Below are 26,339 nucleotides of genomic sequence, written 5' to 3' on the forward strand. Positions count from 1 at the left end.
ACCTAGCCTTTCTGACGAAGGGTTTCACGATCCAGAATTTCGCGTGCCAAGGCGCGATAAGCAAGGCTGCCTTTTGACGCTGGATCATATTGAAGAACTGGCATGGCGAACGACGGAGCCTCGCTAAGCCGGACATTGCGGGGGATAACGGTCTGAAAAACAAGGTCACCCAGATTTTGGCGGGCGTCCTCTTCGACCTGTTGGGACAGGTTGTTTCGACTGTCATACATGGTCAGCGCGATCCCCTCGATCCGCAAATCGGGGTTTGCTGCCTCACGCACCTCGCGCAGGGACAGCATGAGTTGCGACAGGCCTTCGAGCGCGAAGAACTCACTTTGCAGCGGGACAATCACCGAATGGGCGGCGACCATCGCGTTGACGGTCAGGATGTTCAAGGACGGCGGGCAATCGATCAAGACAAAATCAAACGCGAATTGATCGATATCGATCTGGCGCAGTGCATCATGCAAAAGAAAGCTGCGCTTTTCGTTCGAGATCAGTTCGATATCAGCAGAGCTGAGATCTGTTGTGGCCGGAATAATGCTAAGAAGATCAACGGTCGTTGTCTGGATTGCCTGCGACAGGGTCACGTCACCAGCCAACAGATCGTATGTGGTGACAAGGCGGTCATCCTGCTCCACCCCCAACCCGGTCGATGCATTGCCCTGCGGATCAAGATCGACAAGCAGCACCTTACGGCCCTCGGCGGCCAGTGCGGCACCCAAATTGATGGTCGTAGTCGTTTTACCGACCCCGCCTTTCTGGTTGGCAACAGCGATAATGCGAGGTCCATGCGGCCGTGTCAGATCAGGCACGTGCAATCCTTTTGAGTGTCAAAATGCGGGCGTCTGCGTCGGTGATACTGGGGTATTGCGCAAGTTCAAAGTCCCAATCCTTGCGGGCATCACGAATTTCTTCCGCGTACCGCCGACCCTTGTGGAGCAGCGCAATTCCATCGTTGGACAGGTGCGTTTGAAGATGAGGTAAGAGCTCGGACAGAGACATCAGCGCGCGGGCCGATACCACATCTGCGCTTTGACAGTCGGTTTCCTCAATACGTTGTGGGTACACCGACATATTGAGCGCGAGTTCTCGGGCTGCTGTGCGCAGAAATGTGGCTTTGCGCTGATCGCTTTCAATAAGCACAAACTTGGCTGCTGGATGATGCTGCTTCGCCAGGATTGCGGAAACGACGCCGGGAAAGCCGCCACCGCTGCCCAAGTCCGCCCAAGTTGCGTATGAGTTCGGAGCAAGTTGATACATCTGTGCCGAGTCGACGATGTGCCGGTTCCAGACATCACTGATCGTACTGGGCGCGATAAGATTGATCTTATTGGTCCACTTCACCGTCAAGTCCGCGAAATGGGTTAGAGTGTCGAGTGTTTCACGTGAAACATTCACCCCGATATCGGGCAGATTCTTCATGATGCGGCGGCCTGCTTTTCAGCACGCTTCAGCTGGCTCAATAGCAGCATAAGCGCTGCTGGAGTCATTCCGTCAATGCGGCTAGCGTGTGCTAGCGTGGCGGGGCGCACCTTTTGAAGTTTCGAAGCAAGTTCGTTTGAGAGTCCCGAAATACCAACAAAATCAAAATCCACTGGTATTTTTTGGTTTTCATCCCGCTCCATCGCCGCAATGTCACGCATCTGGCGAGCGATATAATTCGCGTAAAGCGAGTCGCGTTTGATCTGCTCCAGCACTTCGATGTTTTGGTCCTTTGGAATTTCAGCAAGCTGTCGAAGCTGCTCAATTCCAAAATCCGAGAGCTCAAGCGCACCAAGTGCGCTACGTGCTTCGCCGTCAGGATTTAAATTCACACCTGTTGCTGCGATCTCCTTGGCCGAGAACCGCTGCTTGCTAAGCTGCTCACGCGCCTGCTCAATTTGCTCGACTTTTTCAGAAAACGCCTGCCATCGCACATCACAAACACACCCGATCTCGCGCCCAACACCTGTAAGGCGTTGATCCGCATTATCAGCGCGAAGCGAGAGGCGAAACTCAGCGCGTGATGTGAACATACGGTAAGGCTCACTGACACCTCGCGTGATTAGATCATCAATCATCACGCCGATGTAGGATTCGCGCCGACTGAACAACACCTGCTCTTTACCAGACGCTGACAGCGCAGCATTCAAGCCCGCAACCAAGCCTTGAGCTGCCGCTTCCTCATACCCAGTGGTGCCGTTGATCTGGCCCGCCAAATATAGGTTTGGGACATCTTTCAATTCCAAAGTCGCCGTAAGCGCGCGTGGATCGACGTAATCATACTCAATTGCATAACCCGGCTGCAAAATTACAGCATCTTCGAGCCCGAACATCGAATGGACGTAATCATCTTGGACTTCGACCGGAAGGGACGTTGAAATGCCGTTTGGATAAACGGTATGATCATTCGCGCCCTCGGGCTCCAGAAACACCTGATGTGATGTCTTATCCGCGAAGCGAACGATCTTATCTTCAATCGACGGACAGTATCGCGGACCGACGCCGTCGATATGACCCCCATACATTGCAGATCGCGACAGGTTTTCGCGAATGATATCATGCGTCTGGCTATTCGTATGCGTGATGCCACAATTGACCTGTGGAACCGACACCGAATGGGATAGGAACGAGAAAAGGACCGGATCATCGTCGCCCGGTTGCAAGTCAAGCAAATCCCATTTGATCGTTCGCCCATCAACCCGCGGCGGCGTGCCTGTTTTCAATCGACCCAAAGGGAGCGCAAAGCTATCAAGACGTTCGGCCAATTTAATTGACGGGTTTTCGCCCATGCGCCCACCGGGCTTTGAAACGTCGCCAATGTGGATGACACCCCGCAAAAACGTCCCAGTTGTCAGAATCGTAGTTTTACCGGTGATCTCCGAGCCGTCCGCCATAACAACGCCATTCACTGCGCCGTTGCGCATGATGAAATCTGCCGCTTCGCCTTCGATAATGTCCAGATTTGCTTGGTCAGCAGTCAGCCGCTGCATTTCGGTGCGGTAGATAGCCCGATCTGCCTGCGCGCGTGGTCCTTGCACCGCAGGACCCTTCGTTCTGTTTAGAAGGCGAAATTGGATACCTGCCAAATCGGCGACGCGCCCCATCACACCGTCAAGCGCATCAATTTCCCTGACCAGGTGACCTTTGCCTAATCCACCAATTGCGGGATTGCAGGACATAACCCCGATTGCATCCTTCGATAGCGTGATCAGCGCCGTTTGCGCGCCCATCCGGGCAGCGGCGTGCGCAGCTTCTGTGCCAGCGTGTCCGCCGCCAATGACAATGACGTCAAAATGTTTCACGTGAAACACTCCTTATTTGCCGATGCAAAAACTCATAAAGATTTCGTCTAATACCTGTTCAACGTCGACACGTCCAATCAAAGCATCAATGGCTCGCGTGGCAGACCGCAGATCCTCCGCGATCAAGTCGGACAAGCCTGTATCTTGTGCCATTCCAGCTTTTGCTCTCTGAATATAGTCAATCGCTCGCAACATTGCGACGCGATGCCGCTCTCTCATCGCAACCCCGATCTGGCCCGTTCTGCCTTTTAGAACTGCGGAAACCTCATCAATTAGCCGATCCACGCCATCACCAGTCTTACCCGATACGGCGAATGGTCCAGCAACCCCCATATCCGATTTTGACGTCACGACGATATCATCATCCTGCAGATGCAGCTCAGGCGTGATGCCGCCGTCTTGCAAATAGATGCGCAGATCAGCCTGTTCCGCCCGGTCTTTCGCACGTTGGACACCAATCTTTTCAATCTCGTCATCCGTGTCCCGTAGTCCGGCGGTATCCAGCATCGTGACAGGCAGACCGGCAAGATCCATTCGGACCTCAATTACATCACGGGTGGTGCCCGCGATTTCAGAGGTGATCGCAGCATCACGACCAGCCAAGCGGTTCAACAACGTGGACTTACCAGCGTTAGGCGGCCCAACGATTGCGACCTCAAAACCTTCGCGCACACGTTCAGCAATTTGCACACCCGCAGCCTCTGACTGCAATTCAACGGCAACCGCGTCAATCAGATCATGCACTTCGGGATACACATCGACAGGCACATCTTCGTCGGCAAAATCAATCGTAGCCTCCACCAAGGCCGCGGCGCGGATCAGCTTGGTCCGCCAACCACTGGCCTTCTCACCTAGTGCGCCGGATAGCACACGGATCGCCTGTTTGCGCTGGCTTTCCGTTTCCGCATCAATCAGGTCGGCCAGGCCTTCGACCTGTGTCAGATCAAGTTTCCCGTTCTCAAGCGCGCGACGGGTAAACTCGCCAGCTTCTGCCGCCTGTAACCGCGTGTCGTTCGACAGTACGCGCAAGACAGCTGCAATTACCGCAGGGCTACCGTGTAGATGCAGCTCCACCACGCTTTCACCCGTAAAGCTTTGACCGCTTGGAAAGTTGAGGACTAGCGCCTCATCAAGCAGCACGCCGTCCGCATCCAAAAGCCGTCTGACACCGCGCTGATCCGGCACCGATCCACACAGATCAGCACAGGCCGCAACAGCATCAGGACCAGAGATACGCACAACAGCCACGCCAGCGCGGCCCTGCGCGGTGGCCAAGGCAAAAATTGTCGTCATTTTATTAACCTACTGTTTATAAACAGTAATTAGGTATTCATGGAGTCGAAGAAGTCCGCATTTGTCTTGGTCTGCTTTAACTTCCCGATCAGGAATTCGATACCATCCGTTGTGCCCATCGGGTTCAGGATGCGACGCAAGACATAGGTCTTGGCAAGGTCGTTCTTCTCAACCAGCAGCTCTTCTTTCCGCGTACCGGATTTCAGAATATCCATCGCAGGGAACACGCGCTTATCCGCAACCTTACGATCCAGAACAATCTCGCTGTTACCTGTACCTTTGAATTCCTCAAAGATCACTTCGTCCATGCGCGAACCTGTGTCGATCAGGGCTGTCGCGATGATGGTCAACGAGCCGCCTTCTTCGATATTCCGCGCCGCACCAAAGAACCGCTTGGGGCGTTGCAGGGCGTTTGCATCCACACCACCGGTCAGCACCTTGCCGGACGATGGCACCGTTGTGTTAAACGCACGGCCCAGACGCGTGATCGAATCGAGCAGGATCACAACATCACGCTTATGCTCAACCAAGCGCTTGGCCTTTTCAATCACCATCTCGGACACGGCAACGTGGCGCGTGGCTGGTTCGTCAAATGTCGATGACACAACCTCACCCTTCACAGAGCGCTGCATGTCGGTGACTTCCTCCGGGCGTTCGTCGATCAAAAGCACGATCAGATAACACTCCGGGTGGTTCTTCTCGATCGAGTTGGCGATGTTCTGCAACAGCACCGTTTTACCAGTACGCGGGGGCGCCACGATCAAAGAACGTTGCCCCTTACCGATCGGTGATACCAGATCGATGATCCGCGCAGAGCGATCCTTGGAATTGTTCTCGGACGTGACTTCCATGTTCAGCCGCTCATCAGGGTAAAGCGGCGTCAGGTTATCAAACGCAACCTTGTGCTTGGCCTTTTCAGGGTCCTCGAAATTGATCGATTCAACGGATGTCAGCGCAAAGTAACGCTCGTTGTCCGTTGGCTCTTTCATCACGCCCTGCACCGTGTCGCCTGTGCGCAGCGAATGTTTGCGGATCATATCCGGTGACACATAGATATCGTCGGGGCCCGGCAGGTAGTTTGCCTCGGGCGAGCGGAGGAAACCAAATCCGTCCTGCACGACCTCAAGCACACCGTCGCCGCCAATCACCCACTCTTCATCGGCACGTTCGCGCAGAATGGCGAACATCATGTCGCCTTTGCGCATGGTCGAGGCATTCTCGATCTCAAGCTCTTCGGCAAGCGACAAAAGGTCCTTGGGGCTTTGCGCCTTCAGGTCGGCAAGGTTGATACGGTCAGCGGTCATAAAATCATCCAACGTGATACCTTGGAACAGGCCACGATTTATCTGGTCAGGTCTGGAAAAACGCATCACCCGGACGGGCTGCGACGACAGACCTAAGCGGTCACATCGCCGAAGTCAATCTGACCGCCTAGAAGGGCCGTACAATCACCATCACCACGATGATCAGCATCAGCACTGTCGGCACCTCGTTGGCGATCCTGTAGGCCCTGCCATCGCGTGTGTTGGTGCCATTGGCAAATTCCTTGCGCCGCTTCGCCAGCCACATGTGGCTTACGGTCATCAGCACGACAGCCAGCAGCTTGGTCCAGGACCAGATCGAACCGAAATCCATCATGCCCATTCCGATCAGGATCAGCCCGCAGATCCATGTCACGATCATCGCGGGATTCATAATCACGCGCAGCAGTTTGTATTCCATCACCTGAAACGTCTTGTCCAACTCCGACCCCGGCGTTGCCCGTTCTGCGTGATAGACAAACAATCTAGGCAGATAGAACATACCTGCCATCCAAGATATCACAGCCGCAATATGAAGCGCCTTGATCCAGGGATATGTGCCAATCAGGATATCTTGCATCGGATCGTCTTCCTCGCGAACTCTCTGATCCCTCTTAATATAATATTAAAGATAAGAAAGATGATGATGTAGATAGTGTCGCTGATTTCTGTGGCTTCTTTTTCAATCCCCTGACTTATCCACTGTTTTTCACAGTGAAAGTCAATTCCACTGATAGAGAGATTAGGAGATCAACATATTGATATAAATATAGAAATTGGCTTATATCACAGGTGACCTAATTCCTAACGGCCAGTTGACAGGCACATGATAGGGGATTCCTCCACAAGGGTGATTTATCCTTGTCCCGCGTGGATAAATCCTCTGGGCGTTAGGACAATGTTAATCTTTTCCCCGTGTCGCCAGATCGCGTTCAGGTGCAAACAGGTTTCACACTGTATGACACATAGCTTTTCCCGTAAGATATCCACATGACACAACCCATCATCCTTGCATCCGGTTCTATGATCCGCGCGCAGCTTTTGCGCAATGCCTGCGTCCCGTTTGACGTTGATGTAGCGCGGATTGATGAAGAGAGCATTAGGATATCGCTGGAAGGTGAAGCGGCCAGCCCGAGAGATATCGCCGATACGCTGGCCGAAATGAAGGCCCGCAAGATCAGTACGCGTCATGCTGGCGCCTTGGTGATCGGCTGCGATCAGGTGCTTGCGTTTGGAAATCAGATACTGGCCAAGCCGGTGTCGCCTGAAAACGCGGTCGAACAGCTCACACAACTTCGCGGTCAACGTCATCAGTTGTTGTCGGCTGCTGTGATCTATGAAGACGGTAATCCGCTGTGGCGTCACGTTGGTGTTGTGCGTTTGCACATGCGCGATGCGTCGGATGCCTATCTGGCCGATTACGTAGATCGAAACTGGGACAGCATACAGCACGCTGTTGGAGGCTATAAGCTGGAAGAAGAAGGCGTGCGGCTTTTTAGCAGGATCGAAGGCGACTATTTCAATGTTCTGGGTCTGCCGTTATTGGAACTGCTGTCCTACCTGACGTTGCGAGGCACGCTAGAAAAATGAGCACGCGAAAAATCCCCTTGGCTGGTGTGATTGGTAATCCCATTGCACATTCCAGATCGCCGCGCCTGCACAGACATTGGCTGCGTAAATACGGGCTTCTAGGTGAATATATCCCGCTGCATGTGATCGAGGATGATTTGGAACGTGTGGTGCGCACTTTGCCCAAGATGGGATTTGTGGGCGCCAATGTTACGATCCCGCATAAATCGTCATTGATGAATATCGCTGATCAGATCAGCGATCGTGCCACGCTGATCGGTGCGGCCAATACGCTGATCTTCAAGGACGATGGCAAAATCTATGCTGACAACACGGACGGCTACGGGTTTATGGCTAACATCAAGCAAGGCGCACCGGACTGGAATCCGCGGGCCGGTTCTGCTGCGGTGCTTGGGGCAGGGGGTGCGGCGCGGGCGATCATCGTTGCGCTGGCCGATGCAGGTGTGCCCGAGATCTATCTGGCGAACCGCACCCGCCCCAAGGCAGAGGCATTGCGCCGCGAGTTTGGCGCAAGGATCAACGTGGTCGACTGGGTGCAGGCAGGCAACATGCTGGAAGAGGTGTCATTGGTTGTAAACACCACCTCGCTTGGCATGACGGGCCAACCTGAATTGCGGATTCCGCTGGATGGCCTGCGGCGCGGCACCATCGTGAACGACATTGTTTATACGCCCTTGCGCACGCCGCTTCTGCAAACCGCCGAGGCGATGGGATGTATCACTGTTGATGGATTGGGGATGCTGATCCATCAAGGTGTGCCCGGTTTTGAACGCTGGTTCGGGATGCGGCCTGTGGTGGATGATGCCACGCGGGCGGCCCTGCTTTGATGCCAAAGATCATCGGGCTGACAGGCTCAATCGGGATGGGCAAATCGACGACAGCGGCCATGTTTGCGGACGCTGGTCTGCCGGTTTGGGACGCGGACGTAGCGGTGCACCGCATCTACGGCGCAGGCGGTGCGGCTGTCGCCCCAATGCGCGAAGCCTTTCCTGTGGCTGTGGTTGATGGCGTGGTTGACCGGTCAAAGCTCAAGTCCGTGTTGGCCAAAAATCCTGAGGCGATCCGCAAGATTGAGGCGATTGTTCATCCCTTGGTCGCTGCGGACCGCGAGGCATTCCTCGCGCAACATGCAACGGATGATCTTGTCGTTCTTGATATCCCGCTTTTGTTTGAGACGGGTGCGGATCAGTGGGTTGATGTAATCGTTGTGGTGTCTGCACCCGCTGATGTTCAAAAAGTCCGCGTGCTGGACCGGCCCAATATGACGCAGGCCCAATTTGAAATGATCCTGTCGCGCCAAACGCCTGACGCGGAAAAGCGTCAGCGTGCGGATTTTGTGATCGAAACCACATCACTGGACGCGGCCCGCGGAGGCGTGCAAAACGTGATAGCAACACTGCGGGGGCATGATTGATGCGCGAGATCGTTCTGGACACCGAAACCACCGGCTTTGAACCATTCGAAGGCGACCGGATCGTCGAGATTGGTGCGGTTGAACTGATCGGTCATGTGCCAACGGGCCGGACATATCACCAGTATATCAACCCGCAGCGATCCATGCCCGAAGGGGCGTTTGGTGTGCACGGGATCGGGCCTGATTTGCTTGAATCTCCCCGCAAAGCGGAAAAGGGCGAGGTGACGCTGAAGGACAAACCATTGTTCAAGGATATCGCGCAGGATTTTCTTGATTTTGTGGGTGACGCGAAAATGGTCATCCACAATGCCGCGTTTGACATGAAGTTTCTGAACGCTGAACTGGGCTGGCTCAACCGTCCCGCGCTGCCGATGGATCAGGCGCTTGATACACTCGCGATTGCGCGGCGGAAGTTTCCCGGATCGCCAGCGTCGCTGGATGCGCTGTGCCGCCGTTTTGGGATCGACAACACAAACCGGACGCTACACGGCGCTTTGCTGGACAGTGAAATCCTGGCTGAAGTGTATCTGGAACTGATTGGTGGACGGCAGCCCGACTTTGCGCTGGCGTCTGACACGCGGCAGCAATCGGGTGCGGGGCAGGGCGATGAATGGCGGCCATCTGCGCGGCCAAGCCCGTTACCATCACGGCTGTCTGAAAACGAAATCGCCGCCCACGCGACTTTTGTCGAGAAACTGGGCGACGATGCTGTTTGGAAAAAGCTGGGGCACTAGGCCCCAACCCGATTAGTTGACTGTCGGCTCTGTTTCGCCGGACGCTTTCTGCGCCTCCACACGGCGGGCCAGTTCCGCGCGGTAAAGCGCGAGGAAATCAATCGTCTCAAGGTTCAGTGGCGGGAAGCCACCGTCGCGTGTCACATCGCTGACGATACGGCGCACAAACGGGAATGTGATGCGCGGGCATTCGATCAGCAGGTAGGGGTGCATCTGGTCTTCCGGCACACCCTCGATCGAGAAGATGCCGGCATAATCCAGCTCAAGCACGAACAGCGGATCGCCGCCGTCTTTGGCGTTGCTGGTGATGTTCAGCTTGGTGATCACCTCGTACTGGCCTTCGGTCTTGCGCTTGCGGGCGTCGAGATTCACCTGAACCTTGATCTCGGGTGTTGCGTCGCCTGTTACACCCTTCTGCGCGAGGATGTTTTCAAACGACATATCGCGGATGTACTGGGCCAGAACGCTGCTTTTGATCTTGGCTTGGGCAGCAGCGGCATCGGCTGCGGAATTTGTGGCTTCGGGTGTGTCGGACATGATGTGTCTCTCCGGTTGAATGGCATATCAAAAAAGTCCCGCCGTGCTTAACAGGGCATGCGGGGGGTCTCAATCTAAAGTTATCAGACGGTCTTTAGCGCCCTGACGTATCGTCTTGCGACCAGCGTGACGGGCCTGCGTTCGGGTCGCGTGGTTTGCTGACTTCTTCATATTCACCGTCAATCACACGATCTTGCGGGCCGCGGGGGCGGTGCGGGTGTTGCGAGGCGCGATCACCCATTTCGAACCGCTGCACGTTCACGCGTTCCCGCAAGGCCTTGTATGCCGCAGCCCTGACAGGTGGCAAAAGCAGTGCAAAACCCACGATGTCAGTAAAAAATCCGGGTGTCAGCAGCAGCGCACCTGCAAAAAGGATCATTGCGCCGTTTGCCAAAGGCTCTGTCGGGTCGCGCAATTCGGAGAACGACGACCGCATGTTGGCTAATTCCCGCGCACCCTGTGATCGCACCAGCCAAGAGCCTGCAATCGCGGTGATCAGCACAATGGCAAGCGTTGGCCAAAGCCCGATGGCCCCGCCAATCTGGATAAACAGCGCGATCTCGATCAATGGAACGGCAACAAAGGCCAGTAGCAACCACATTGGTATCATCCTTCTTACGGGGCCAAGGTGGACTCGGCCCCATGCGCACCCTACATAAGGTCGGTGATACAATCTTTCCATGCCTGTCCTAGATAGAGGTCCTGATGAACTCTCCGATTATCCAGCTTTTGGTTCTTGCAGCGATTGCTGTGTTCCTGATCCTGCGCCTGCGTGGCGTGCTGGGCACACGCGAAGGTTTTGAAAAGCCGCCCGTGGCGCAACCTGTCGCTGACAAACGCCGCAAGCCCGATTTCGAAGTGATCGAAGGTGGGCCCGACAACGACATTGCTGACCACGTGCCGGAAAACAGCCCTGCTGCTGATGCGCTTGCCGAAATGAAGCGTGCCGATCCGCAGTTTCATGTCGGTGAATTCCTTGGCGGTGCCAAAGGTGCCTACGAGATGATCCTGATGGCCTTTGAAAAGGGTGATCTGTCCAGCGTGACGCCGTTTATCTCAGAAGATGTGTTCGAGGCGTTCCAAAGCGTGATCGACCAGCGCGAAGAGCAGAAACTGACGATTGATGCCAACTTTATCGGTGTCAGCAACATGGCTGTAAACGATGCGACGTTCGACAAAACGACCAAAGAAGCCGAGATCACGATCCGCTTTGCAAGCGAGATGACCTACGTGGTGCGTGATGCCGGTGGCGATATTGTTGACGGAAGCGACAGCGAAGTGAAGCGTCAGAAAGATGTCTGGACCTTTGCCCGTGTGATGGGCACCGACGATCCAAACTGGCGACTGGTCGCAACGGACGCTTAGATTGCAGGTCGTGCAAGGCATTGCCGGTGCCTTGGCCTGCCTGTGCAGCCTTGGACTAGCAGCAGGACCAGCGATGGCGGAAACGACTTATACGCTTTTGCAATTTGACGAACTTGAAGGGTGGGCTGATGACGATCATCAGGCCGCCCTTTCGGTGTTTTTGAACACCTGCCGCGATCTGAACGATCCTGAGTGGGAAAACCTGTGTGCCTTCGCGGGCGACGCACCAAACCCGCGTGATTTCTTCGAGCTGTTCTTTCAACCGATCCTGATCGAGGACGGGCAAGACATGCTGTTCACCGGCTACTATGAGCCCGAACTGCGCGGCGCGTTGACCCAAGGTGGTGAATACCAGCATCCGATTTACCGCCTGCCGGATGATCTGGTTGAAGGTCAGCCCTATCTGACCCGTCGCGAGATTGAGGAAACCGGCGCGCTTGCCGGACGGGGGCTTGAGATTGCGTGGCTGGCTGATCCGGTGGATGCGTTTTTCCTGATGGTGCAGGGGTCAGGCCGTATCCGTTTGCCCAGTGGCCAGACCATCCGCGTTGGGTATCGCGGAAAGAACGGGCGCAATTATTCGTCGGTCGGGCAAGAGTTGGTGCGGCGTGGTATCTACGAAAGCTATCAGGTGTCCGCCGATGTGATCCGGTCGTGGGTTGCCGCCAATCCCGAAGACGGGCGAGAGCTGCTTTGGGTCAACGACAGCTATGTGTTTTTCCGCGAGGTGAACGAGGTGCCGTCGGATCAGGGTCCGCTTGGCGCGATGAACCGGTCGATCACTGAAATGCGGTCTATTGCTGTTGATCCGTCGATTGTGAAGCTGGGTGCGCCTGTCTGGATCGAAAAGGAAGGCGCTGATCCGCTGAACCGTCTGATGATCGCGCAAGATACCGGGTCCGCGATCAAGGGCGCCCAGCGTGCTGACATCTTTTACGGCACGGGCACCATCGCGGGGCGTGCCGCTGGCCGGATCAAGGACGGTGGCCGGATCGTTGTCTTGCTGCCGATCCAGCTTGCTTTGGCGAAACTGCCTGCCCCGTTTGACGGCATCGAATGATGCGCAGGCCACGCCATCTTAGTCAGGAAGAACGTGCGCTTTGGGATCAGGTCGCAGGCCGGACGATCCCGCTTGATCCGGCCCGTCCGGTTACCGCCCCCGAAGCGGCCCCGTCACGTGCTTTGACGAAACAGAAAAAGGCCACAGCACCCGAGCCGATTTCGACGTTTCGTGTGGGCGAGCGCGCAAACGGGAAACGGCCACATGATATTCTGCCAGGTGTCGGCCAGCGTCTTGCGACAGCACCGGTCCAGATGGATGCCAAGTCCTATGGCAAGATGACCCGAGGCAAGATCAAACCCGAGGGCCGGATCGACCTTCATGGCATGACCGTATCAGAGGCGCATCCCGAACTTGTCGGGTTTATCCTGAACGCATTTGCGGCGGGCAAGCGGCTGGTTCTTGTGATTACGGGCAAAGGTAAGGATCGCGACGATGGCGGGCCAATTCCGGTCAGGCAGGGCGTGTTGCGGCATCAGGTGCCGCAGTGGATGGCGCTGCCGCCGCTCAAGGGTGTGATCCTGCAAGTGACGCCTGCCCACTTCCGTCACGGTGGGCACGGTGCCTATTACGTCTATCTACGCCGCGCGCGCTAGTCGTCTGCTTGCCATCACCGGATAGCACAGCAAGATTGCGGCTAAGGCAAAGCTGAACGCATACCCAAGCATCTGTGTCTCGAACCCGACACCGGCGTCGATCAACCATCCGCTTAGCCCCGGACCCACAGCGGACCCAAGCACCATCAAAGCGGTTACAGCTGCCTTGATCGATCCAAGATTTCTGGTGCCGTAAAACTCTGCCCAGCATGCATTCAGCAACGTCGCCTGACCGCCTCCGGCCACGCCCATCAGAACAACCGCCAGTGCGGTCCAACCAAGGCTTGGCGCATACCAGTGCAGAATAAACGCCAGCACATAAGGGATAAGGTAGAACGGCAGCAGCCGCACCGCGCCCACGCGATCAACGGCCCAGCCATAAAAGATGGTTGAAACGGCCAGCATCATGGTGCCTAGCGGAAAGACAGCGACCAGCGACAGATGCGACCAGCCTTTGACTTCGGCAAAGTGGACCTGATGAAACCAGAACGCCGTGCCAAAGCCGGAAAATGACATGACGGCGGGGGCCATTGCCCAGAAGATCGGATTGCGCAGGGCTTCGGCGCGGGTCCAATGTTTGCCGCCCAGCCCCGCAGCCTCGTCATTATCGGCTGCGGCCTGCGGGGTGCGTTCGAGCCGCAGAAAGCGGCGCAGCACTGGGATCATCAGCAGACAGAAGACGCCGAAGCACAGCCAAAGCTGACGCCAGCCAATCATGGATTTCAGCCATACCATGATCAGTGGCAAGGTTGCCTCGCCCAGCATGAAACCAAGTGCGGCAACCGCCAATGCGCGGCCACGTGTGGCGACGAACCAGCGGGCCATGGCCACGACGGCGACATGGCTGGTCATGCCCTGACCCAGAAACCGCAGGGCGAAGATCACACCGACCAAAAGGGCGGCAGAGGTATTCAGCGCCATGAGCGCGCAAGCCACCGCCAGCCCGCCGATTACGACCGTACCAAGCGATTTAACGCGAAATCTGTCTGCCAGCCCGCCCGCAAAAACCATCAGCACCGCAGAAGCGCCCGTGCCGATCATATAGATCAGGCCCCAGTCGCCATTCGACAGGTCAAACTCCGCGCGGATATCCCCGCCGAAGATGGCGATGAAAAACGTCTGGCCAAAGCTGGACAGGAAAGACAGCAACGCGCCCGTCGCAAGGAAGGGCGCGTTGGCGCGGATGAATGCGATGTAACCGGCGGGCTGCGTCATGCCGCCCTTGATGATCCGGTTTATGTGGCGCGGAAAGCCCTAAAGTACGTAGCGGCTGACATCGGTGGAGCGGGCCAGTTCGCCCAGATGCTTTTCAACAAAGTCAGCATCGACGGCAATTTCGTCGCCAGCGCGATCCGGGGCGGTGAACGACAGATCCTCAAACACACGCTCGATCACGGTATAAAGGCGGCGCGCGCCAATGTTCTCTACGCTTTCGTTCACTTCTGCCGCGATCTTGGCGAGGGCCGAAATACCGTCGGGCGTGAAGCTGACAGTCACGTCCTCGGTTTTCATCAGCGCGGTGTATTGCAGCGTGAGCGCGTTGTCGGTTTCGGTCAGGATGCGAACAAAGTCATCCTCGGTCAGTGCGCGCAGTTCGACACGGATCGGTAAGCGGCCCTGTAATTCAGGCAGCAGGTCGGATGGTTTGGCCACGTGAAACGCGCCTGATGCGATGAAGAGGATATGGTCTGTCTTGATCGGTCCGTGTTTGGTGCTGACGGTTGTGCCTTCGATCAATGGTAGCAGATCGCGCTGCACACCTTCGCGGGACACGTCAGCGCCACGGGCGTCGGACTTCGCGCAAACCTTGTCGATCTCGTCCAGAAACACGATGCCCGATTGCTCGACTGCTTCCATCGCGGTCTTTGTTACGCTTTCGTCGTCCAGCAATTTGTCCGCCTCATCGGCGATCAGCGCGTCATAGCTGTCAGCCACGGTCATCTTTTTCTTCACCGTGCGGTTCATGCCCATTTTGCCGAACAGATCGCCAAGGTTCATCATCCCGCCCATGCCCGCACCCGGCTGACCAGGGATTTCAAACCCGCCCATAGGGTTGGATGTATCGGCCAATTCAAGCTCGATGATGGTGTCGTCCAGCTCACCGGATTTCAGCTTTTTGCGGAACATCTCGCGCGTGCTTTCGCGGGCATCTTCACCGGCGATGGCGGTGACGACACGGTCTTCGGCGGCCTGACGGGCGTTGGCTTTCACGTCCTCGCGCATGTGTTCGCGGGTATCAAGGATTGCGGTATCAACTAGATCGCGGATGATCTGCTCGACGTCGCGGCCCACGTAACCGACCTCGGTGAACTTGGTGGCCTCGACCTTGATAAATGGCGCACGCGCCAGTTTCGCCAGACGGCGCGAAATTTCGGTTTTACCAACGCCGGTTGGCCCGATCATCAGGATGTTCTTGGGATAGACCTCGTCACGCAGATCATCGCCCAGCTGCTTGCGCCGCCAGCGGTTGCGCAGGGCCACGGCGACGGCACGCTTGGCATCCTTCTGGCCGATGATAAAGCGGTCCAGTTCGGACACGATCTCGCGGGGGGTCAGGTCAGTCATATCGGGGTCTTTCACACAGAGGGGGGCAGGCGGTGGAGAGGAACGAAACCGGGCATCACAGCAAGAAGCCGTGCACGGATGCGTTCCCAAAACGCGCCAAGGAACAAAAGGATAATGCCAAGGATCAGCACGGTTGCGGCGGCGCCGTCGCCTTCGAATACCGTTGCGGCCAGCGCCACGATATAGCCGATCGCGGCGATCAGGAACGACCGGCGGTCGATCACGATGGCGACGATGGCGAAAACGGCAAGTACGGCGAGCAGGATGATGTTGGCGGCGGCAGTATCTTGGTCAAGCAGCGACAGCGCGATGGTGTTCACCAGCGCAGGAGCCGCGACGACGTGCAACCAAAACCCATTGGCGGCACGGCGGGTCACGCGGTGCGGGTCTGACATATCAAACGCCATCGCCACGGCAAAAACACCAACGCCGACCAGCAGGGTGATCCATGCAAACGGGCCGCCAGCGGACAGCAGGAACAAGTCAGACGGGCTTGTGGGTGTGCCGCTATTGTTTGCGGCGATCAGGATCGTGACGATAAATACGCCCACGGCAATCATTGCCATCGCAAAAGGCACGCGAAAGCGCAGCCAATAGATAAACAGGGTGATCGTGCCAAGGATGAAGGGGAACGGCAGGCTGCCGTAGTCCTCTTGCGCGACCATGAACGGCTCCGCGAAATAGAGCGTCAGCGCGAACGCGGCATTGAGCGCAAACAGGATCGACAGCGCAATCGCAGGGGCGACCATGCGGCGACGGCGAATAAAGTATTCAGAGAGCAGCCACAGCACACCTGCGCCAACAAGGCCAAAGGACAGCCCCGCCTGCTGCGGGTTGGTGATGTCGGTTGCGTAGGAGAAACCCGCAACGCCCGCCCAGCCCATCGCCAGAATAAGCAGGCCGATGACGATGAAAATCTCGTTGAAGCCTTTAAACAGCTCGAACGGTTCGTCACCGGGTTGCAGGTTCTCGCGTGCGCCGCGGCGGCTGTCGGACAACGACACCATAGACGCGGCCTGCGCCTCTGTGATGATCCCTGCGCCTATGGCGGCTTTGACATCGTCGCGGTTGATCATGGGTTTGGTCCTTTGTTGACCATCTACCTATGGTCTGTATTGCCCCGCGCCAAGGGATAGACTGCATGTTGGGCCAATGACATCAAACTTCACAAACGCGTGCAGGGCATAGCGCGGTGCGCCGCAGGGCTTTAGCGTCTGCGTCAACTTTGATCCAACATCAGGAGTTTTCTATGGACCGTCGTACTTTTCTTGCATCGACCCTTGCTGTTACTGCACTGCCAGCTTTTGCTGGTGGTCATGGCCGTTTGGGGAGCTTTTCTGGCCTGAACGGTCACATCACCACCGGCACAGCCGAGATTGCCGCCGATGGTGTGCAACTGCTGGACGATTTCACGTTTGACGGTGCCCCCGATCCCAAAGTCGCGCTGGGCAAGGATGGCGTTTACGATCCCAACACCCTGATGGGCGCATTGGAAAGCAATACGGGCGCGTCGAAATACGCACTGCCCGCAGGCGTGAACCCTGATGACTATAACGAGGTCTATATCTGGTGCGAGCGGTTCAACGTGGGCCTTGGCGTGGCCCCCGTCGGTTAACCCTCTAGCGTTTCAACAGTCAGATTGCCGTTGGTATAGACACAGATATCAGCGGCAATCGCCATGGCGTTGCGGGCAATAGTTTCGGCGTCATGGTCGCTGTCCATCAGCGCGCGACCAGCAGCGAGCGCAAAATTACCGCCCGACCCGATCGCTGCGATATCATGCTCGGGCTCAAGCACATCACCTGCGCCCGTGATCACGAACAGATCCTTGCCGTCGCTGACAATTAGCATCGCCTCAAGCTTTTGCAGGTATTTGTCGGTGCGCCAGTCCTTGGCCAGTTCCACGCTTGCGCGGGCCAGCTGACCGGGTGTGGCTTCCAGCTTTTTCTCCAGCCGCTCCAACAGTGTGAAGGCATCTGCGGTTGAGCCTGCGAACCCTGCAATCACATCCATGCCACCGGGTGACAGCCGGCGCACCTTGCGGGCGGTCCCTTTGATCACGGTCTGGCCAAGGCTGACCTGACCGTCACCTGCGATCACAACCTTACCGCCCTTGCGCACGCCGATAATCGTGGTGCCGTGCCAGCCGGGGAAATCTGTGTCAGCCATGGTCTGTCCTTTATTGGGTCATCTTTATATGGCGGCGGTGACGCGCAGTGACAAGGTTACATCAAATGCAAAAGGGCGCCCTGACAGGACGCCCTTTGTGTAGCAAAACCAATGTGGCCTTAGATGGAATCTTTGATCCAGCCTTCAATCGCGGCCTTTGGGGCAGCGCCGGTTTTGTTGGAAACAACTTCGCCGTTCTTGAACAGGAACAACGCAGGGATACCGCGCACGCCCATCTGACCGGGGGAGTTGGGGTTTTCATCAACGTTGACTTTGACGATCTTCACCTTGCCGTCCATTTCGGAAGACAGTTCTTCCAATGCCGGGCCGATCTGTTTGCAGGGGCCACACCATTCCGCCCAGAAATCCACGACAACGGGGATATCGGACTGGCGCACTTCGGCGTCGAATGTGGCATCGGTGACTGCGACTGTGGCCATGACGGCTCTCCTCAATGGGGTCAAAACTGTTAGAACCGGAACCTAGGAACGGTGGGCCTATTGGTCAAGGTGTGGATCGTCTGCAATCACGCGGGCAAGAGCGGATGAAACAAGTTCGGACGGCAGATGCATCAGCGTGGCCGTTTCTGTCCAAAGGATTGCCGTGTCGATTGTGTGATCCGGATAAACCTGCGCCAAGGCGTGGGCATAAGCCCCCATCTGCCGCAACAGACCTTCGGGAGTTTGATCGGCATCATCCGGTACGATCCGGTTTGTTTTGTAGTCGATGGCCGTCACGCGATCATCGGTCACGATCAACCGGTCGATTGTTCCATGCATCCTGCGCCCGTCAGGCAGCTCTGCGCTGATGCCAACCTCGGTCAAAGCGTTGGGATCAAAAACATGCGCCAGATCAGGGGCATCAAGCAGGGCAATCACGGCATCCACCAGCGGCTCATCCCCCGGTTCGTCCAGCGAGGCGAGAAGTTTTGCACCAGCATCCAACCGATCTGCTGGCGGAATGTGTGGTAGATGCTCAAGCAGCAGGTGGATCTTTGTGCCGCGGCGCATCGCATCATCTTCGGACATTGACGCATGTTCGCCAGCGATGACCTTTTCACCCTGAAAGCCCGATGGCGACACGGTGGATGTTGGCGGAACAGATATCACAGGCGCAAAAACGGGCGGCGTGATTTTGAGAGGAACCGCAGGCGTAACAGTGATCTGCGTTGAACCGTCCCAATCACCGTGGGTCACGCGGCGGATGTCCATTCCGCCACTTTGCACGGTCACATCGCCGGATGTGGTCATGCCGTCGGCGACAATATTGTACCAACTGGTATCACCGTCACCGATCTTACCGGCGGCCCCGACGATCAGCCACTTTTCCGCCCGCGTCATCGCAACATAAAGCAGCCGCATCCGTTCGCGGGCCTGCGCTGCAATGATATCGTCGCGCAACACATCAAGAGCAGGTGGCGATTCAGTCTTATTGACCTTCCAGACGACGTGATCGCCTGCTGGAAAAAGTTCTGCTTTGGCCTGATTGTCGCGGTGGGCCGTGTCGGGCAGGAACACAATTGGCGCCTCTAACCCCTTTGCACCGTGGACCGTCATTACGCGGATGCGATCACCTTGGCTATCCATCTGTCGCTTGACCTCAACGTCATCGGTTTCCATCCACGACAGGAATCCTGTCAGGCTGGGCACACCTGTTGATTCATAAGCAAGCGCCTGAGACAGCAGCGCATCAATCCCGTCTTCTGCTTCGGCACCAAGGCGCGCGATGAATTTTTGCCGCCCGTCGTGGCGTGTGAGGATGCGTTCGATCAGGTCGTAGGGGCGCAGGAAGTCAGCCTGATCGAGAAGATCGTTGAGAACCGCCAGCGTTTGCGGGTGATCGGTTGTCGTGCGCAGTGACTGCCACAGAAACGCCCTGTCGGGGCGGTGATGTGCGACGTGATAAACATCCTGCTCTGACCAGCCAAACAGCGGCGATTTCAGCGCGCTTGCCAGTGATAGATCGTCCTCTGGCAGGGCCAGAAAACTCAGTACAGCAGCAAGATCTTTCACGGCCAGTTCCGCGCCCACGCGCAACCTGTCCGCACCGGCAATTTTCAGATCGGCAGCCTTACAAGCGCGAATGATTTCCTGAAACAGATCAGAGCGGCGCTGCACAAGGATCAGAATATCGCCTTCTGTTACGGCGCGGCGCTGGTATTCGCCAGAATTGCCGATCTCGACCGGAATGGTTTCTTCGCGGATCATACGTTTGATCTCTGACGCGACACGGTTTGCCATCTGCACGGCGACATGATCGTCCGACAAATGATCGACAGGGGCGGTCCAGTCGATCTCCGGCTTTTCGCTGTCGTCTTCGATCACCGGCCACAGATCGACCCTGCCGGGCATATTTCCCTTGAACGCAATGTGCGACACGGGCTTTTCCATGCCCTCGGCGCGGTTATGGACAAAGGTATTGTCGACCACCTGCAAAATGGCTTGCGAGGACCGGAACGAATAATCCAGCGACATGTCCTGTAGTGCCTGCCCCGATTGCATCAGCCCATCGGCAAAGTGATGCTTCATCTGGTCAAACGCATCAGGGTCAGCACCCTGAAACGAATAGATCGACTGCTTTTTATCGCCCACCACAAAGATCGTGCGTGCGCGATCGGGGTCGGCCCCTTCGCCAGCCGTAAATTCTTGCGTCAGCTGTTCGATGACGGCCCATTGGGTTGGGCTGGTATCCTGCGCTTCGTCCACCAGAACGTGATCGATCCCGCCATCAAGACGGAAGAGCACCCACTGCGCCAAGGCGCGGTCGGTCAAAAGCGCGCGGGTTTTGCGGATCAGATCATCAAAATCAAGCGCACCGTGTGCCAGTTTCTTGGCCTCGTATGCAGGCACAAAGCGGGTCGCAAAATCATAGAGCGCTTGCGTGCGATCCAGCGCCATCAGCGACAGACGGTCAGGGCGGGCCTGTTCGACGGTTTCCATGATGACGTTGATGTCGTCGATCAGTTCGGGGTGTGCTTCGCGAGTGGCTTTCGTCGGGAATGTCCCGATCTTTGCGCCATAGGGAATTTTCGCGCCTGAGCCGGTCAGAAAGACCCCCTCAAGCACGGCGAGATCAGCAGTGGTTCCTGTGACTTTTGCCAGTTTCGCCGCCGCAGTCATCTCGGTTTTTGATCCTGCGGCGCAAACCTTTGCAAGGTGCTGGATCGCGGCCAACCCGCCGCCGTCAAACACCGCATCACGTAATATATCCAGCGTCAGACCGGGGGTAAGCGCGAATATATCGCGCAGGTCTTTGGCGCTGGGCATGGCTGCAAAGGCATCACGTTTGCCCGCGATGGCCGCGGTCAGCTTGGACAGATCATCTCCGGTGAAATGACGCAAAAGATCATGCACAACCGCGCTGTCAGGTCCCTCTACCATCGCATCGACGACATCGGATCGCAGAATCTCGGCCTGCCGATCCTCCATCTCGCGGAAGTTCGGACTGACGCCAGCCTCAAGCGGGAAGCGGCGCAAGACGCCCGCGCAAAACGAATGGATGGTCTGGATTTTCAAGCCGCCGGGCGTTTCGATCGCGCTGGCAAACAAGGTGCGCGCGGCTGCAATTTCTTCGGCGGTGATTGCGCGGACAAATCCCAGACCCTGCAAATCCTGCCGCAGCTTGGCATCCGGCATCATGGCCCAGTCACCCAGCCGCTTGAAAAGGCGGTTCTGCATCTCGGCGGCGGCGGCCTTGGTATATGTCAGGCAAAGGATGTTCTGGGGGTCCACCTTTTCCAGCAAAAGCCGCGCCACGCGGTCCGTCAGAACACGGGTCTTGCCAGAGCCGGCATTGGCAGACAGCCACGTTGAATTCAGCGGATCAGCGGCATCAACCTGCGCTTGGGACGCATTATCGCGGATCATGTCATCACCTCTGGTGCGGGGTCGTCACCGCTTTTCCATTCGCCAAATCGCGACAGGTGGTCATAGGGGCTCATGTCGGTGCGCAGATGCAAGGCGCGGCGCGCGGTGTAGCCGTTCTGCACGTCATCCCAATACAGCAAATGCTGCTCCAGTTCGGCCCAGATTTGCGAAGGGGTCAGATCATCCAGCGGCGCGGCGATATCTTTCATTGCGGTATTCACGGCAACAAAAACAGCACCCGCCACATCGGCGCGTCCAAGGCTGGCAAACGCGCCGTTTTCAACCATCACGGCTTCGACCAGAAGCTGTTTGTCGAATGACTTTTGCATCGCCTCTGTCGGGACAGTGCCGGTTTTGTAGTCATAAATCAGCACTTGGCCCGCGTCATTGACGTCAAAGCGGTCGGCCTTGCAGGTGATCGTCACGCCGACCGACGGGATCAGCATTTCGCCCCAAGCCTCAAGCTGCGCGACTGTACCTTTAGATTGCCGCGCGGCCTCTCCTGCGATGAAGATATCAATCACGCACTCAAGCCTGGTCAGCCATTGCGCGCGGATCGTGGGCCACGGGCAGTTTTGTGCGAATTGTTCGTTTGCAATTTCAAGAAGGCGGGCGCGGGCCGCAGGATCAGACGCGTCAGGCTTCTCCGCGACCCAAAGTTCAAGAACCCTGTGCATAATCACGCCACGCAACGGCGCATCGGCTTGCGGCACCAATGGATCAAGCGGTTTCAGCCGCAGCACCTTTTCGGCGTAGATCGCGTAAGGGTCGCGGATCAATGTTTTGATGCGCGTGACGGACAGGCTGCGCGGGCGCGCGGTCACCGGCGGCTGCGGCGATGGGCGTCGGGCAGGGGGTGTCACTGTGTCCGGCTCTGACAATTGCGCGGCCATTGCCAACCACCTTTCGCCCCGCGTGCGCATCGCCTGCACGGCATCCGGACCGCCCTGTTCGGGCAATCCGTTCATCAGGTTCAACAGGCGATTGACCCAGCGCGACGGCACGGTTTCAGCGTCCGAGGACCGTTTGGCGCGGGAAATCCACACCTCTGCGCCCGTGACGGCCTGCTGATAATCATGGGCCGACAATCCGATGCGCCGTTCCGGCAAAAGCAAGCCTGCCTTGGCACGCATGGTGCGGTTGAGCCAAGGATCAGGGGCGGGTGCTTCGGGCCAGACGCCTTCGTTCATGCCGCCAAGGATAACCAGATCGGCCCCGCCAACCCGCGCTTCCAACGTGCCCCAGATCAGGATGCGTGGGTGACCTTTGTCACGATTGCGGACCACGCCATCGGTCAAGATCGCACCGAACATCTGCGCAAATTCCGTGCTGGTCAGCGTGCCGCCCGCATCCGCATCGCGCAAAAGCAGATCGCATACGCGCCGCGCCTCGCGCCCTGCGCCCTGCTCCCAGAGCTCGCCCGTGCCATCGTTATCCGGTCCCGCGCTTAGCGCCTCAGCCTCAGCCATAAGACGTTCGGTCTGGGGTTTCAGATCATCCGGACCCTGCGGTGTCAGGGCAGTGATCCGCCCAGCGACCCAATCGGCCCATGCCCGCAGCGCATCGTTTGTATCTGTGGCCCATGTCGTCATCATTTCTGCCGTGGGGAACGGCGGGCCGTGGCGGCGCAGGTGAAGCTCTAATTCGCGTGTCCAAAGAAGGTGCTGATTGCGATCGCCGCTGCCTGTATTACACAGCGGATGCTTGAGCAGGGTTAGCAAGACCTCTCCGGTCATTCTATCGGTCATGGCCTCTGCAATATGGCGCAGAAACCGGCCCGGCGGCGACAAGGGTAATGGAGTGCCCGCGCTGTCGTCCGGCACGATGTCCCAACGGTCCAAGGCCGCTGCAACCTGCCGTGTCAGCATCCGGTCCGGGGTAATCAGCGCAGCTGTGATCCCATCGTCAACCGCTTGCCGCAGGCGAAGGGCAATCGCCTCGGCCTCTGCGCGGGGGGATGCCGCCTCAAGCAGTGTCACGTCTTGCGTTGCCGCCCCCAGATCGCCCAGATGCGGCCCGTCAGACAGCCATTGATCCGTGACAGGTGCCGGACGCAACGACAGCGAGACCAGACGGTTTCGGGCTGGATTATGCGGGGCTGTGTCGGTCCAAGCGGCGATATCCTGTGGTGCCACGTCCATCATATTCATAAACTTGCGGAACCGGAACTGCGGGTGATCCTCGCCACCTTTCATGGCCGACATAGCCTGCCAAACATGGTCGGGCGTATGCGTATCATAGCCCGGGAGGATGACAGCGCCCTGCGGTAACTGTGCCACGGACTGCATGAAAAGGGCCGTGGCCCCCCGCGATCCGGTTGAGCCTGCGATGATGACAGGATCGGTTGGCGGCGTATTCTGCCAGATGCGCCCAAGCGTTTCGATCACAAGGCGTTGCCGCGCGTCCTTGTCAGGGGGGTGTTCGCTGGCGTCGTAAAACCTATTGATGATGTTTACAAATTTGAGCGCACGATCCCAGTGCCCGGATTGGTCAGACACATCTAGTGCGGCGATTTTTTCAGGGCTGACCCCTTCGCCCTGCATTTCATCCATCAGATTGGCAAGGCTATCGGACAGATCATAAAGCGACGCGCGCGGCAGATCGGGTTCGCTGTCCAGCAGCTTGGCCACCAGTTGCGACAGCTCCAGCCGGCGGCGCAGGGGGGATACTGGCGGCGCGAGGCCAAGAACGGCAGGCTCCATCGCCAGATCGGTGATCAGTTGGACGCGCGGCAACAGGCGCGGTGGGCCTGCATCAAACAAGTCCCGCATCCGGCGCTGCATCCGGCTGGTGTTTACGAATATGCGCGTGCGGGCAAATGCCTCTGGATTAGCGTCGCTGCGGGTGGTTAGCCCGTCAATCACCGCCTGCGCAAAATCGACACCGGGTGGCACGCCAAACAGGCGCGGTTTCGTGCTCGGTTCAAACATGGCTGCCCTCCAGCATGCGTTCTGCCAGGGGGATGCTGTCGGGTTGCCCCACATCGCACCACAGCCCATCGTAAAGCAGGCCGTGCAAGCCGCCACGCGCGATCATTTTGTCCCACAACAAATTCATCGAAAACGCGCCGTCTGGCATGTGATCAAGAAGGTCAGTTCGCACCATCTGTAGGCCTGTGTAGATCGTGCCCGCCCCACGGCTTAGCTTCCCGTTTTCATCCAAGGCAAAGTCGCCGCGCCCGTGATGGCCGATGGCATGGTCTTGCGGCACAACCAGCAAAAGCGCGTCCATCTCATCACGCCATGCAGACAGAAGGGCTGCAACCGGATTGTCGCCGCGCCATACAGCATCAGTGTTCAGCGTGACGACAGGGCTACCCTTCAGAACGGGCAGCGCATGGCGAAGCCCGCCACCGGTTTCCAGCAACGTCTCCTCTGGCGAAAATGCGACGTCTTGTCCGACCAAATGATCGCGGATCATCCCGCCTTTGTAATGCAGATTGACCACGCGGGGGCCAAGCGGTTGATCGGCGGTCAAGTCCAGCGCGTGATCCAGAAGCGTCTTTCCCGCCACCTCAATCAGCGGTTTCGGGCGGTCGTGGGTCAGGGGGTGCATGCGCGTGCCCTTACCAGCCGCAAACAAAAGGATCGGGGTCATAAGGCGTCTTTCAGATGCGATTGGTCCGGTGGCGGAAGGGTGCCATACACAGTGCGGGCCAGCTCTGCCAGTTCGGGATGGGCCAAGGCCGTTTGAATATGCGCCCAGACGCGCGGCACGAAGGCGGCATATTTCATCTTGTCATCGCGCAGGATCAATCGGGCGAACACGCCAAGGATACGCAAATTGCGCTGCGCTGACAGCAACGCAAATTGCGCTGCAAATTGTTCGGGATCGCGATTGGTGGCTTTCGCAAAATGCGTCACCAGATGCTGCACAAGATCAGGATCAACATCGCGGCGGACATCGTGCAAAAGCGATGCCAGATCGTAGCCAGCAGGCGCAATGAAAGCATCCTGATAGTCAAGCAGTCCGACCTTATGCAGTCCGGATTTGTCGGAGCGCCAGATTAGGTTTTCGGCATGAAAATCACGCAGGGCGATCGTATCCGCATCAGGTGCGATTGCCTTCATGTGCTGCGTGATGGCCCGTGACAGGACGTTTCCGTTGATCCCGTCGCAATACCACTCCGCAGTGATGTCGACCATTTTGCCAGCTGTTGCCGGATCAAGGCGCGACAGCTCTGCCGGTGCGGATTGACCATCAAGATGGATGAGGCATGCGGTGGCAGCTTCATAAAGAACGGCGGCGTCTTGCGGGTGATCGCTCAGATGCCGCGCAAAATCTGTCTGACCCAAGTCCTCTATCACCATGAGGCCAAGGGCGGAATCGTGCAGTAGGATTTCGGGGGCGGCCAGATCGCGCAAACGCAAAAACTGGGTCATTTTTGCGAAAGAGTGCGTGCTTTCTCCTGCGCTGGGCGGGGCATCCATCATGATGACCGCTTCGCCATCATCAGACATCAGACGGGCATAGCGCCGCGCAGACGCATCGGCGGCAATAGGTGCGGCGCGCCAGCGTGACCAGCGCGTACCCGCCAGTCGCGCAGCCATCATGTCGCGCCG

25 protein-coding genes are annotated in these 26,339 nt (G+C 57.4%); 8 read left to right on the plus strand and 17 right to left on the minus strand.

Features of this window, described 5'->3' with window-relative positions:
* Positions 1-2: 2 nt before the first annotated feature.
* The 6 genes from V8J84_RS01635 to hemJ all read right to left on the minus strand — a co-directional run bounded on the left by V8J84_RS01635 (position 3) and on the right by hemJ (position 6,461).
* A complete protein-coding gene (locus V8J84_RS01635) occupies positions 3-815 on the minus strand; it encodes a ParA family protein (RefSeq protein WP_339927852.1) in 813 nt (270 codons plus the stop codon).
* Positions 808-1,425: a 16S rRNA (guanine(527)-N(7))-methyltransferase RsmG gene (gene rsmG, locus V8J84_RS01640; RefSeq protein ID WP_339927853.1), complete on the minus strand. Its 618-nt coding sequence runs from the start codon at positions 1,423-1,425 to the stop codon at positions 808-810. The genes V8J84_RS01635 and rsmG overlap by 8 nt, the downstream gene beginning before the upstream one ends.
* Complete coding sequence (mnmG, locus tag V8J84_RS01645; protein WP_339927854.1) at positions 1,422-3,287, minus strand: tRNA uridine-5-carboxymethylaminomethyl(34) synthesis enzyme MnmG; 1,866 nt, start codon at positions 3,285-3,287, stop codon at positions 1,422-1,424. The genes rsmG and mnmG overlap by 4 nt, the downstream gene beginning before the upstream one ends.
* Positions 3,288-3,299: 12 nt before the next feature.
* Positions 3,300-4,580, minus strand: coding sequence for a tRNA uridine-5-carboxymethylaminomethyl(34) synthesis GTPase MnmE (gene mnmE / locus V8J84_RS01650; RefSeq protein WP_339927855.1), 1,281 nt, complete (start codon positions 4,578-4,580; stop codon positions 3,300-3,302).
* A 29-nt stretch (positions 4,581-4,609) separates the two neighbouring features.
* Entirely contained in the window at positions 4,610-5,884 is a 1,275-nt protein-coding gene (rho, locus tag V8J84_RS01655) for a transcription termination factor Rho (RefSeq protein ID WP_339927856.1), read from the minus strand.
* Between the two features lie 127 nt (positions 5,885-6,011).
* Positions 6,012-6,461 carry a protoporphyrinogen oxidase HemJ gene (gene hemJ, locus V8J84_RS01660; RefSeq protein ID WP_339927857.1) on the minus strand — a complete coding sequence of 150 codons (450 nt, stop codon included), beginning with the start codon at positions 6,459-6,461 and terminating at the stop codon, positions 6,012-6,014.
* Between the two features lie 410 nt (positions 6,462-6,871).
* Here hemJ and V8J84_RS01665 point away from each other — a divergent pair, with 410 nt between their 5' ends.
* The 4 genes from V8J84_RS01665 to dnaQ are packed head-to-tail and all read left to right on the plus strand — an operon-like array spanning position 6,872 to position 9,619.
* A complete protein-coding gene (locus tag V8J84_RS01665) occupies positions 6,872-7,471 on the plus strand; it encodes a Maf family protein (RefSeq protein ID WP_339927858.1) in 600 nt (199 codons plus the stop codon).
* The gene (locus V8J84_RS01670) at positions 7,468-8,298 is read left to right on the plus strand and encodes a shikimate dehydrogenase (RefSeq protein ID WP_339927859.1); all 831 of its coding nucleotides are present in this window, start codon (positions 7,468-7,470) and stop codon (positions 8,296-8,298) included. Before V8J84_RS01665 ends, V8J84_RS01670 begins: the two co-directional genes overlap by 4 nt.
* Positions 8,298-8,885 carry a dephospho-CoA kinase gene (gene coaE, locus V8J84_RS01675; protein WP_339927860.1) on the plus strand — a complete coding sequence of 196 codons (588 nt, stop codon included), beginning with the start codon at positions 8,298-8,300 and terminating at the stop codon, positions 8,883-8,885. Before V8J84_RS01670 ends, coaE begins: the two co-directional genes overlap by 1 nt.
* A complete protein-coding gene (dnaQ, locus tag V8J84_RS01680; RefSeq protein ID WP_339927861.1) occupies positions 8,885-9,619 on the plus strand; it encodes a DNA polymerase III subunit epsilon in 735 nt (244 codons plus the stop codon). Before coaE ends, dnaQ begins: the two co-directional genes overlap by 1 nt.
* A gap of 12 nt (positions 9,620-9,631) precedes the next feature.
* On the opposite strand, the gene secB is transcribed toward dnaQ, so the two are convergent.
* Both secB and V8J84_RS01690 read right to left on the minus strand, forming a co-directional pair.
* Positions 9,632-10,156: a protein-export chaperone SecB gene (gene secB, locus V8J84_RS01685; RefSeq protein ID WP_339927862.1), complete on the minus strand. Its 525-nt coding sequence runs from the start codon at positions 10,154-10,156 to the stop codon at positions 9,632-9,634.
* Between the two features lie 94 nt (positions 10,157-10,250).
* Positions 10,251-10,757: an FxsA family protein gene (locus V8J84_RS01690; protein ID WP_339927863.1), complete on the minus strand. Its 507-nt coding sequence runs from the start codon at positions 10,755-10,757 to the stop codon at positions 10,251-10,253.
* A gap of 104 nt (positions 10,758-10,861) precedes the next feature.
* Here V8J84_RS01690 and V8J84_RS01695 point away from each other — a divergent pair, with 104 nt between their 5' ends.
* The 3 genes from V8J84_RS01695 to V8J84_RS01705 all read left to right on the plus strand — a co-directional run bounded on the left by V8J84_RS01695 (position 10,862) and on the right by V8J84_RS01705 (position 13,177).
* Entirely contained in the window at positions 10,862-11,521 is a 660-nt protein-coding gene (locus V8J84_RS01695) for a Tim44/TimA family putative adaptor protein (RefSeq protein WP_339927864.1), read from the plus strand.
* Positions 11,522-11,594: 73 nt separating this feature from the next.
* The gene (gene mltA / locus V8J84_RS01700; RefSeq protein WP_339927865.1) at positions 11,595-12,581 is read left to right on the plus strand and encodes a murein transglycosylase A; all 987 of its coding nucleotides are present in this window, start codon (positions 11,595-11,597) and stop codon (positions 12,579-12,581) included.
* Positions 12,581-13,177 carry a Smr/MutS family protein gene (locus tag V8J84_RS01705; protein ID WP_339927866.1) on the plus strand — a complete coding sequence of 199 codons (597 nt, stop codon included), beginning with the start codon at positions 12,581-12,583 and terminating at the stop codon, positions 13,175-13,177. The genes mltA and V8J84_RS01705 overlap by 1 nt, the downstream gene beginning before the upstream one ends.
* Here the strand turns inward: V8J84_RS01705 and V8J84_RS01710 are convergent.
* From V8J84_RS01710 to V8J84_RS01720, 3 genes are read right to left on the minus strand one after another with little or no spacing between them, the layout of a single operon-like run.
* Entirely contained in the window at positions 13,160-14,392 is a 1,233-nt protein-coding gene (locus V8J84_RS01710) for an MFS transporter (RefSeq protein WP_339927867.1), read from the minus strand. The two genes, V8J84_RS01705 and V8J84_RS01710, sit on opposite strands and share 18 nt — an antisense overlap.
* A gap of 39 nt (positions 14,393-14,431) precedes the next feature.
* A complete protein-coding gene (gene hslU, locus V8J84_RS01715) occupies positions 14,432-15,742 on the minus strand; it encodes an ATP-dependent protease ATPase subunit HslU (RefSeq protein ID WP_339927868.1) in 1,311 nt (436 codons plus the stop codon).
* Between the two features lie 11 nt (positions 15,743-15,753).
* Positions 15,754-16,818 carry a hypothetical protein gene (locus V8J84_RS01720; RefSeq protein ID WP_339927869.1) on the minus strand — a complete coding sequence of 355 codons (1,065 nt, stop codon included), beginning with the start codon at positions 16,816-16,818 and terminating at the stop codon, positions 15,754-15,756.
* A 173-nt stretch (positions 16,819-16,991) separates the two neighbouring features.
* On the opposite strand from V8J84_RS01720, the gene V8J84_RS01725 reads away from it, so the two are divergent.
* Positions 16,992-17,357, plus strand: coding sequence for a DM13 domain-containing protein (locus V8J84_RS01725; RefSeq protein ID WP_339927870.1), 366 nt, complete (start codon positions 16,992-16,994; stop codon positions 17,355-17,357).
* On the opposite strand, the gene hslV is transcribed toward V8J84_RS01725, so the two are convergent.
* From hslV to V8J84_RS01755, 6 genes are all read right to left on the minus strand, one after another.
* Complete coding sequence (gene hslV, locus V8J84_RS01730; RefSeq protein ID WP_339927871.1) at positions 17,354-17,911, minus strand: ATP-dependent protease subunit HslV; 558 nt, start codon at positions 17,909-17,911, stop codon at positions 17,354-17,356. The genes V8J84_RS01725 and hslV overlap by 4 nt on opposite strands.
* A 119-nt stretch (positions 17,912-18,030) precedes the next feature.
* Positions 18,031-18,351, minus strand: coding sequence for a thioredoxin (trxA, locus tag V8J84_RS01735; protein WP_339927872.1), 321 nt, complete (start codon positions 18,349-18,351; stop codon positions 18,031-18,033).
* A gap of 57 nt (positions 18,352-18,408) precedes the next feature.
* A complete protein-coding gene (addA, locus tag V8J84_RS01740; protein ID WP_339927873.1) occupies positions 18,409-21,777 on the minus strand; it encodes a double-strand break repair helicase AddA in 3,369 nt (1,122 codons plus the stop codon).
* Positions 21,774-24,707, minus strand: a complete 2,934-nt coding sequence (gene addB, locus V8J84_RS01745) for a double-strand break repair protein AddB (RefSeq protein WP_339927874.1) — start codon at positions 24,705-24,707, stop codon at positions 21,774-21,776. Before addB ends, addA begins: the two co-directional genes overlap by 4 nt.
* Positions 24,700-25,374, minus strand: a complete 675-nt coding sequence (locus V8J84_RS01750; protein ID WP_339927875.1) for a nucleotidyltransferase family protein — start codon at positions 25,372-25,374, stop codon at positions 24,700-24,702. The genes addB and V8J84_RS01750 overlap by 8 nt, the downstream gene beginning before the upstream one ends.
* A complete protein-coding gene (locus V8J84_RS01755) occupies positions 25,371-26,327 on the minus strand; it encodes an aminoglycoside phosphotransferase family protein (protein WP_339927876.1) in 957 nt (318 codons plus the stop codon). Before V8J84_RS01755 ends, V8J84_RS01750 begins: the two co-directional genes overlap by 4 nt.
* Positions 26,328-26,339 lie beyond the last annotated feature (12 nt).

It is taken from the genome of Yoonia sp. 208BN28-4 (assembly GCF_037543925.1).
In the GTDB taxonomy this organism is placed as follows: domain Bacteria; phylum Pseudomonadota; class Alphaproteobacteria; order Rhodobacterales; family Rhodobacteraceae; genus Yoonia.

Coding starts and splice junctions, on each gene's coding strand:
- hemJ (WP_339927857.1), bottom strand. CDS start 6,461: ATGCAAGATATCCTGATTGGCACATATCCCTGGATCAAGGCGCTTCAT.
- V8J84_RS01720 (WP_339927869.1), bottom strand. CDS start 16,818: ATGATCAACCGCGACGATGTCAAAGCCGCCATAGGCGCAGGGATCATC.
- hslU (WP_339927868.1), bottom strand. CDS start 15,742: ATGACTGACCTGACCCCCCGCGAGATCGTGTCCGAACTGGACCGCTTT.
- V8J84_RS01705 (WP_339927866.1), top strand. CDS start 12,581: ATGCGCAGGCCACGCCATCTTAGTCAGGAAGAACGTGCGCTTTGGGAT.
- V8J84_RS01670 (WP_339927859.1), top strand. CDS start 7,468: ATGAGCACGCGAAAAATCCCCTTGGCTGGTGTGATTGGTAATCCCATT.
- trxA (WP_339927872.1), bottom strand. CDS start 18,351: ATGGCCACAGTCGCAGTCACCGATGCCACATTCGACGCCGAAGTGCGC.
- V8J84_RS01755 (WP_339927876.1), bottom strand. CDS start 26,327: ATGGCTGCGCGACTGGCGGGTACGCGCTGGTCACGCTGGCGCGCCGCA.
- V8J84_RS01750 (WP_339927875.1), bottom strand. CDS start 25,374: ATGACCCCGATCCTTTTGTTTGCGGCTGGTAAGGGCACGCGCATGCAC.
- rsmG (WP_339927853.1), bottom strand. CDS start 1,425: ATGAAGAATCTGCCCGATATCGGGGTGAATGTTTCACGTGAAACACTC.
- hslV (WP_339927871.1), bottom strand. CDS start 17,911: ATGGCTGACACAGATTTCCCCGGCTGGCACGGCACCACGATTATCGGC.
- V8J84_RS01690 (WP_339927863.1), bottom strand. CDS start 10,757: ATGTGGTTGCTACTGGCCTTTGTTGCCGTTCCATTGATCGAGATCGCG.
- V8J84_RS01710 (WP_339927867.1), bottom strand. CDS start 14,392: ATGACGCAGCCCGCCGGTTACATCGCATTCATCCGCGCCAACGCGCCC.
- rho (WP_339927856.1), bottom strand. CDS start 5,884: ATGACCGCTGACCGTATCAACCTTGCCGACCTGAAGGCGCAAAGCCCC.
- V8J84_RS01665 (WP_339927858.1), top strand. CDS start 6,872: ATGACACAACCCATCATCCTTGCATCCGGTTCTATGATCCGCGCGCAG.
- coaE (WP_339927860.1), top strand. CDS start 8,298: ATGCCAAAGATCATCGGGCTGACAGGCTCAATCGGGATGGGCAAATCG.
- addA (WP_339927873.1), bottom strand. CDS start 21,777: ATGATCCGCGATAATGCGTCCCAAGCGCAGGTTGATGCCGCTGATCCG.
- addB (WP_339927874.1), bottom strand. CDS start 24,707: ATGTTTGAACCGAGCACGAAACCGCGCCTGTTTGGCGTGCCACCCGGT.
- secB (WP_339927862.1), bottom strand. CDS start 10,156: ATGTCCGACACACCCGAAGCCACAAATTCCGCAGCCGATGCCGCTGCT.
- mltA (WP_339927865.1), top strand. CDS start 11,595: ATGGCGGAAACGACTTATACGCTTTTGCAATTTGACGAACTTGAAGGG.
- V8J84_RS01725 (WP_339927870.1), top strand. CDS start 16,992: ATGGACCGTCGTACTTTTCTTGCATCGACCCTTGCTGTTACTGCACTG.
- dnaQ (WP_339927861.1), top strand. CDS start 8,885: ATGCGCGAGATCGTTCTGGACACCGAAACCACCGGCTTTGAACCATTC.
- mnmE (WP_339927855.1), bottom strand. CDS start 4,580: ATGACGACAATTTTTGCCTTGGCCACCGCGCAGGGCCGCGCTGGCGTG.
- V8J84_RS01695 (WP_339927864.1), top strand. CDS start 10,862: ATGAACTCTCCGATTATCCAGCTTTTGGTTCTTGCAGCGATTGCTGTG.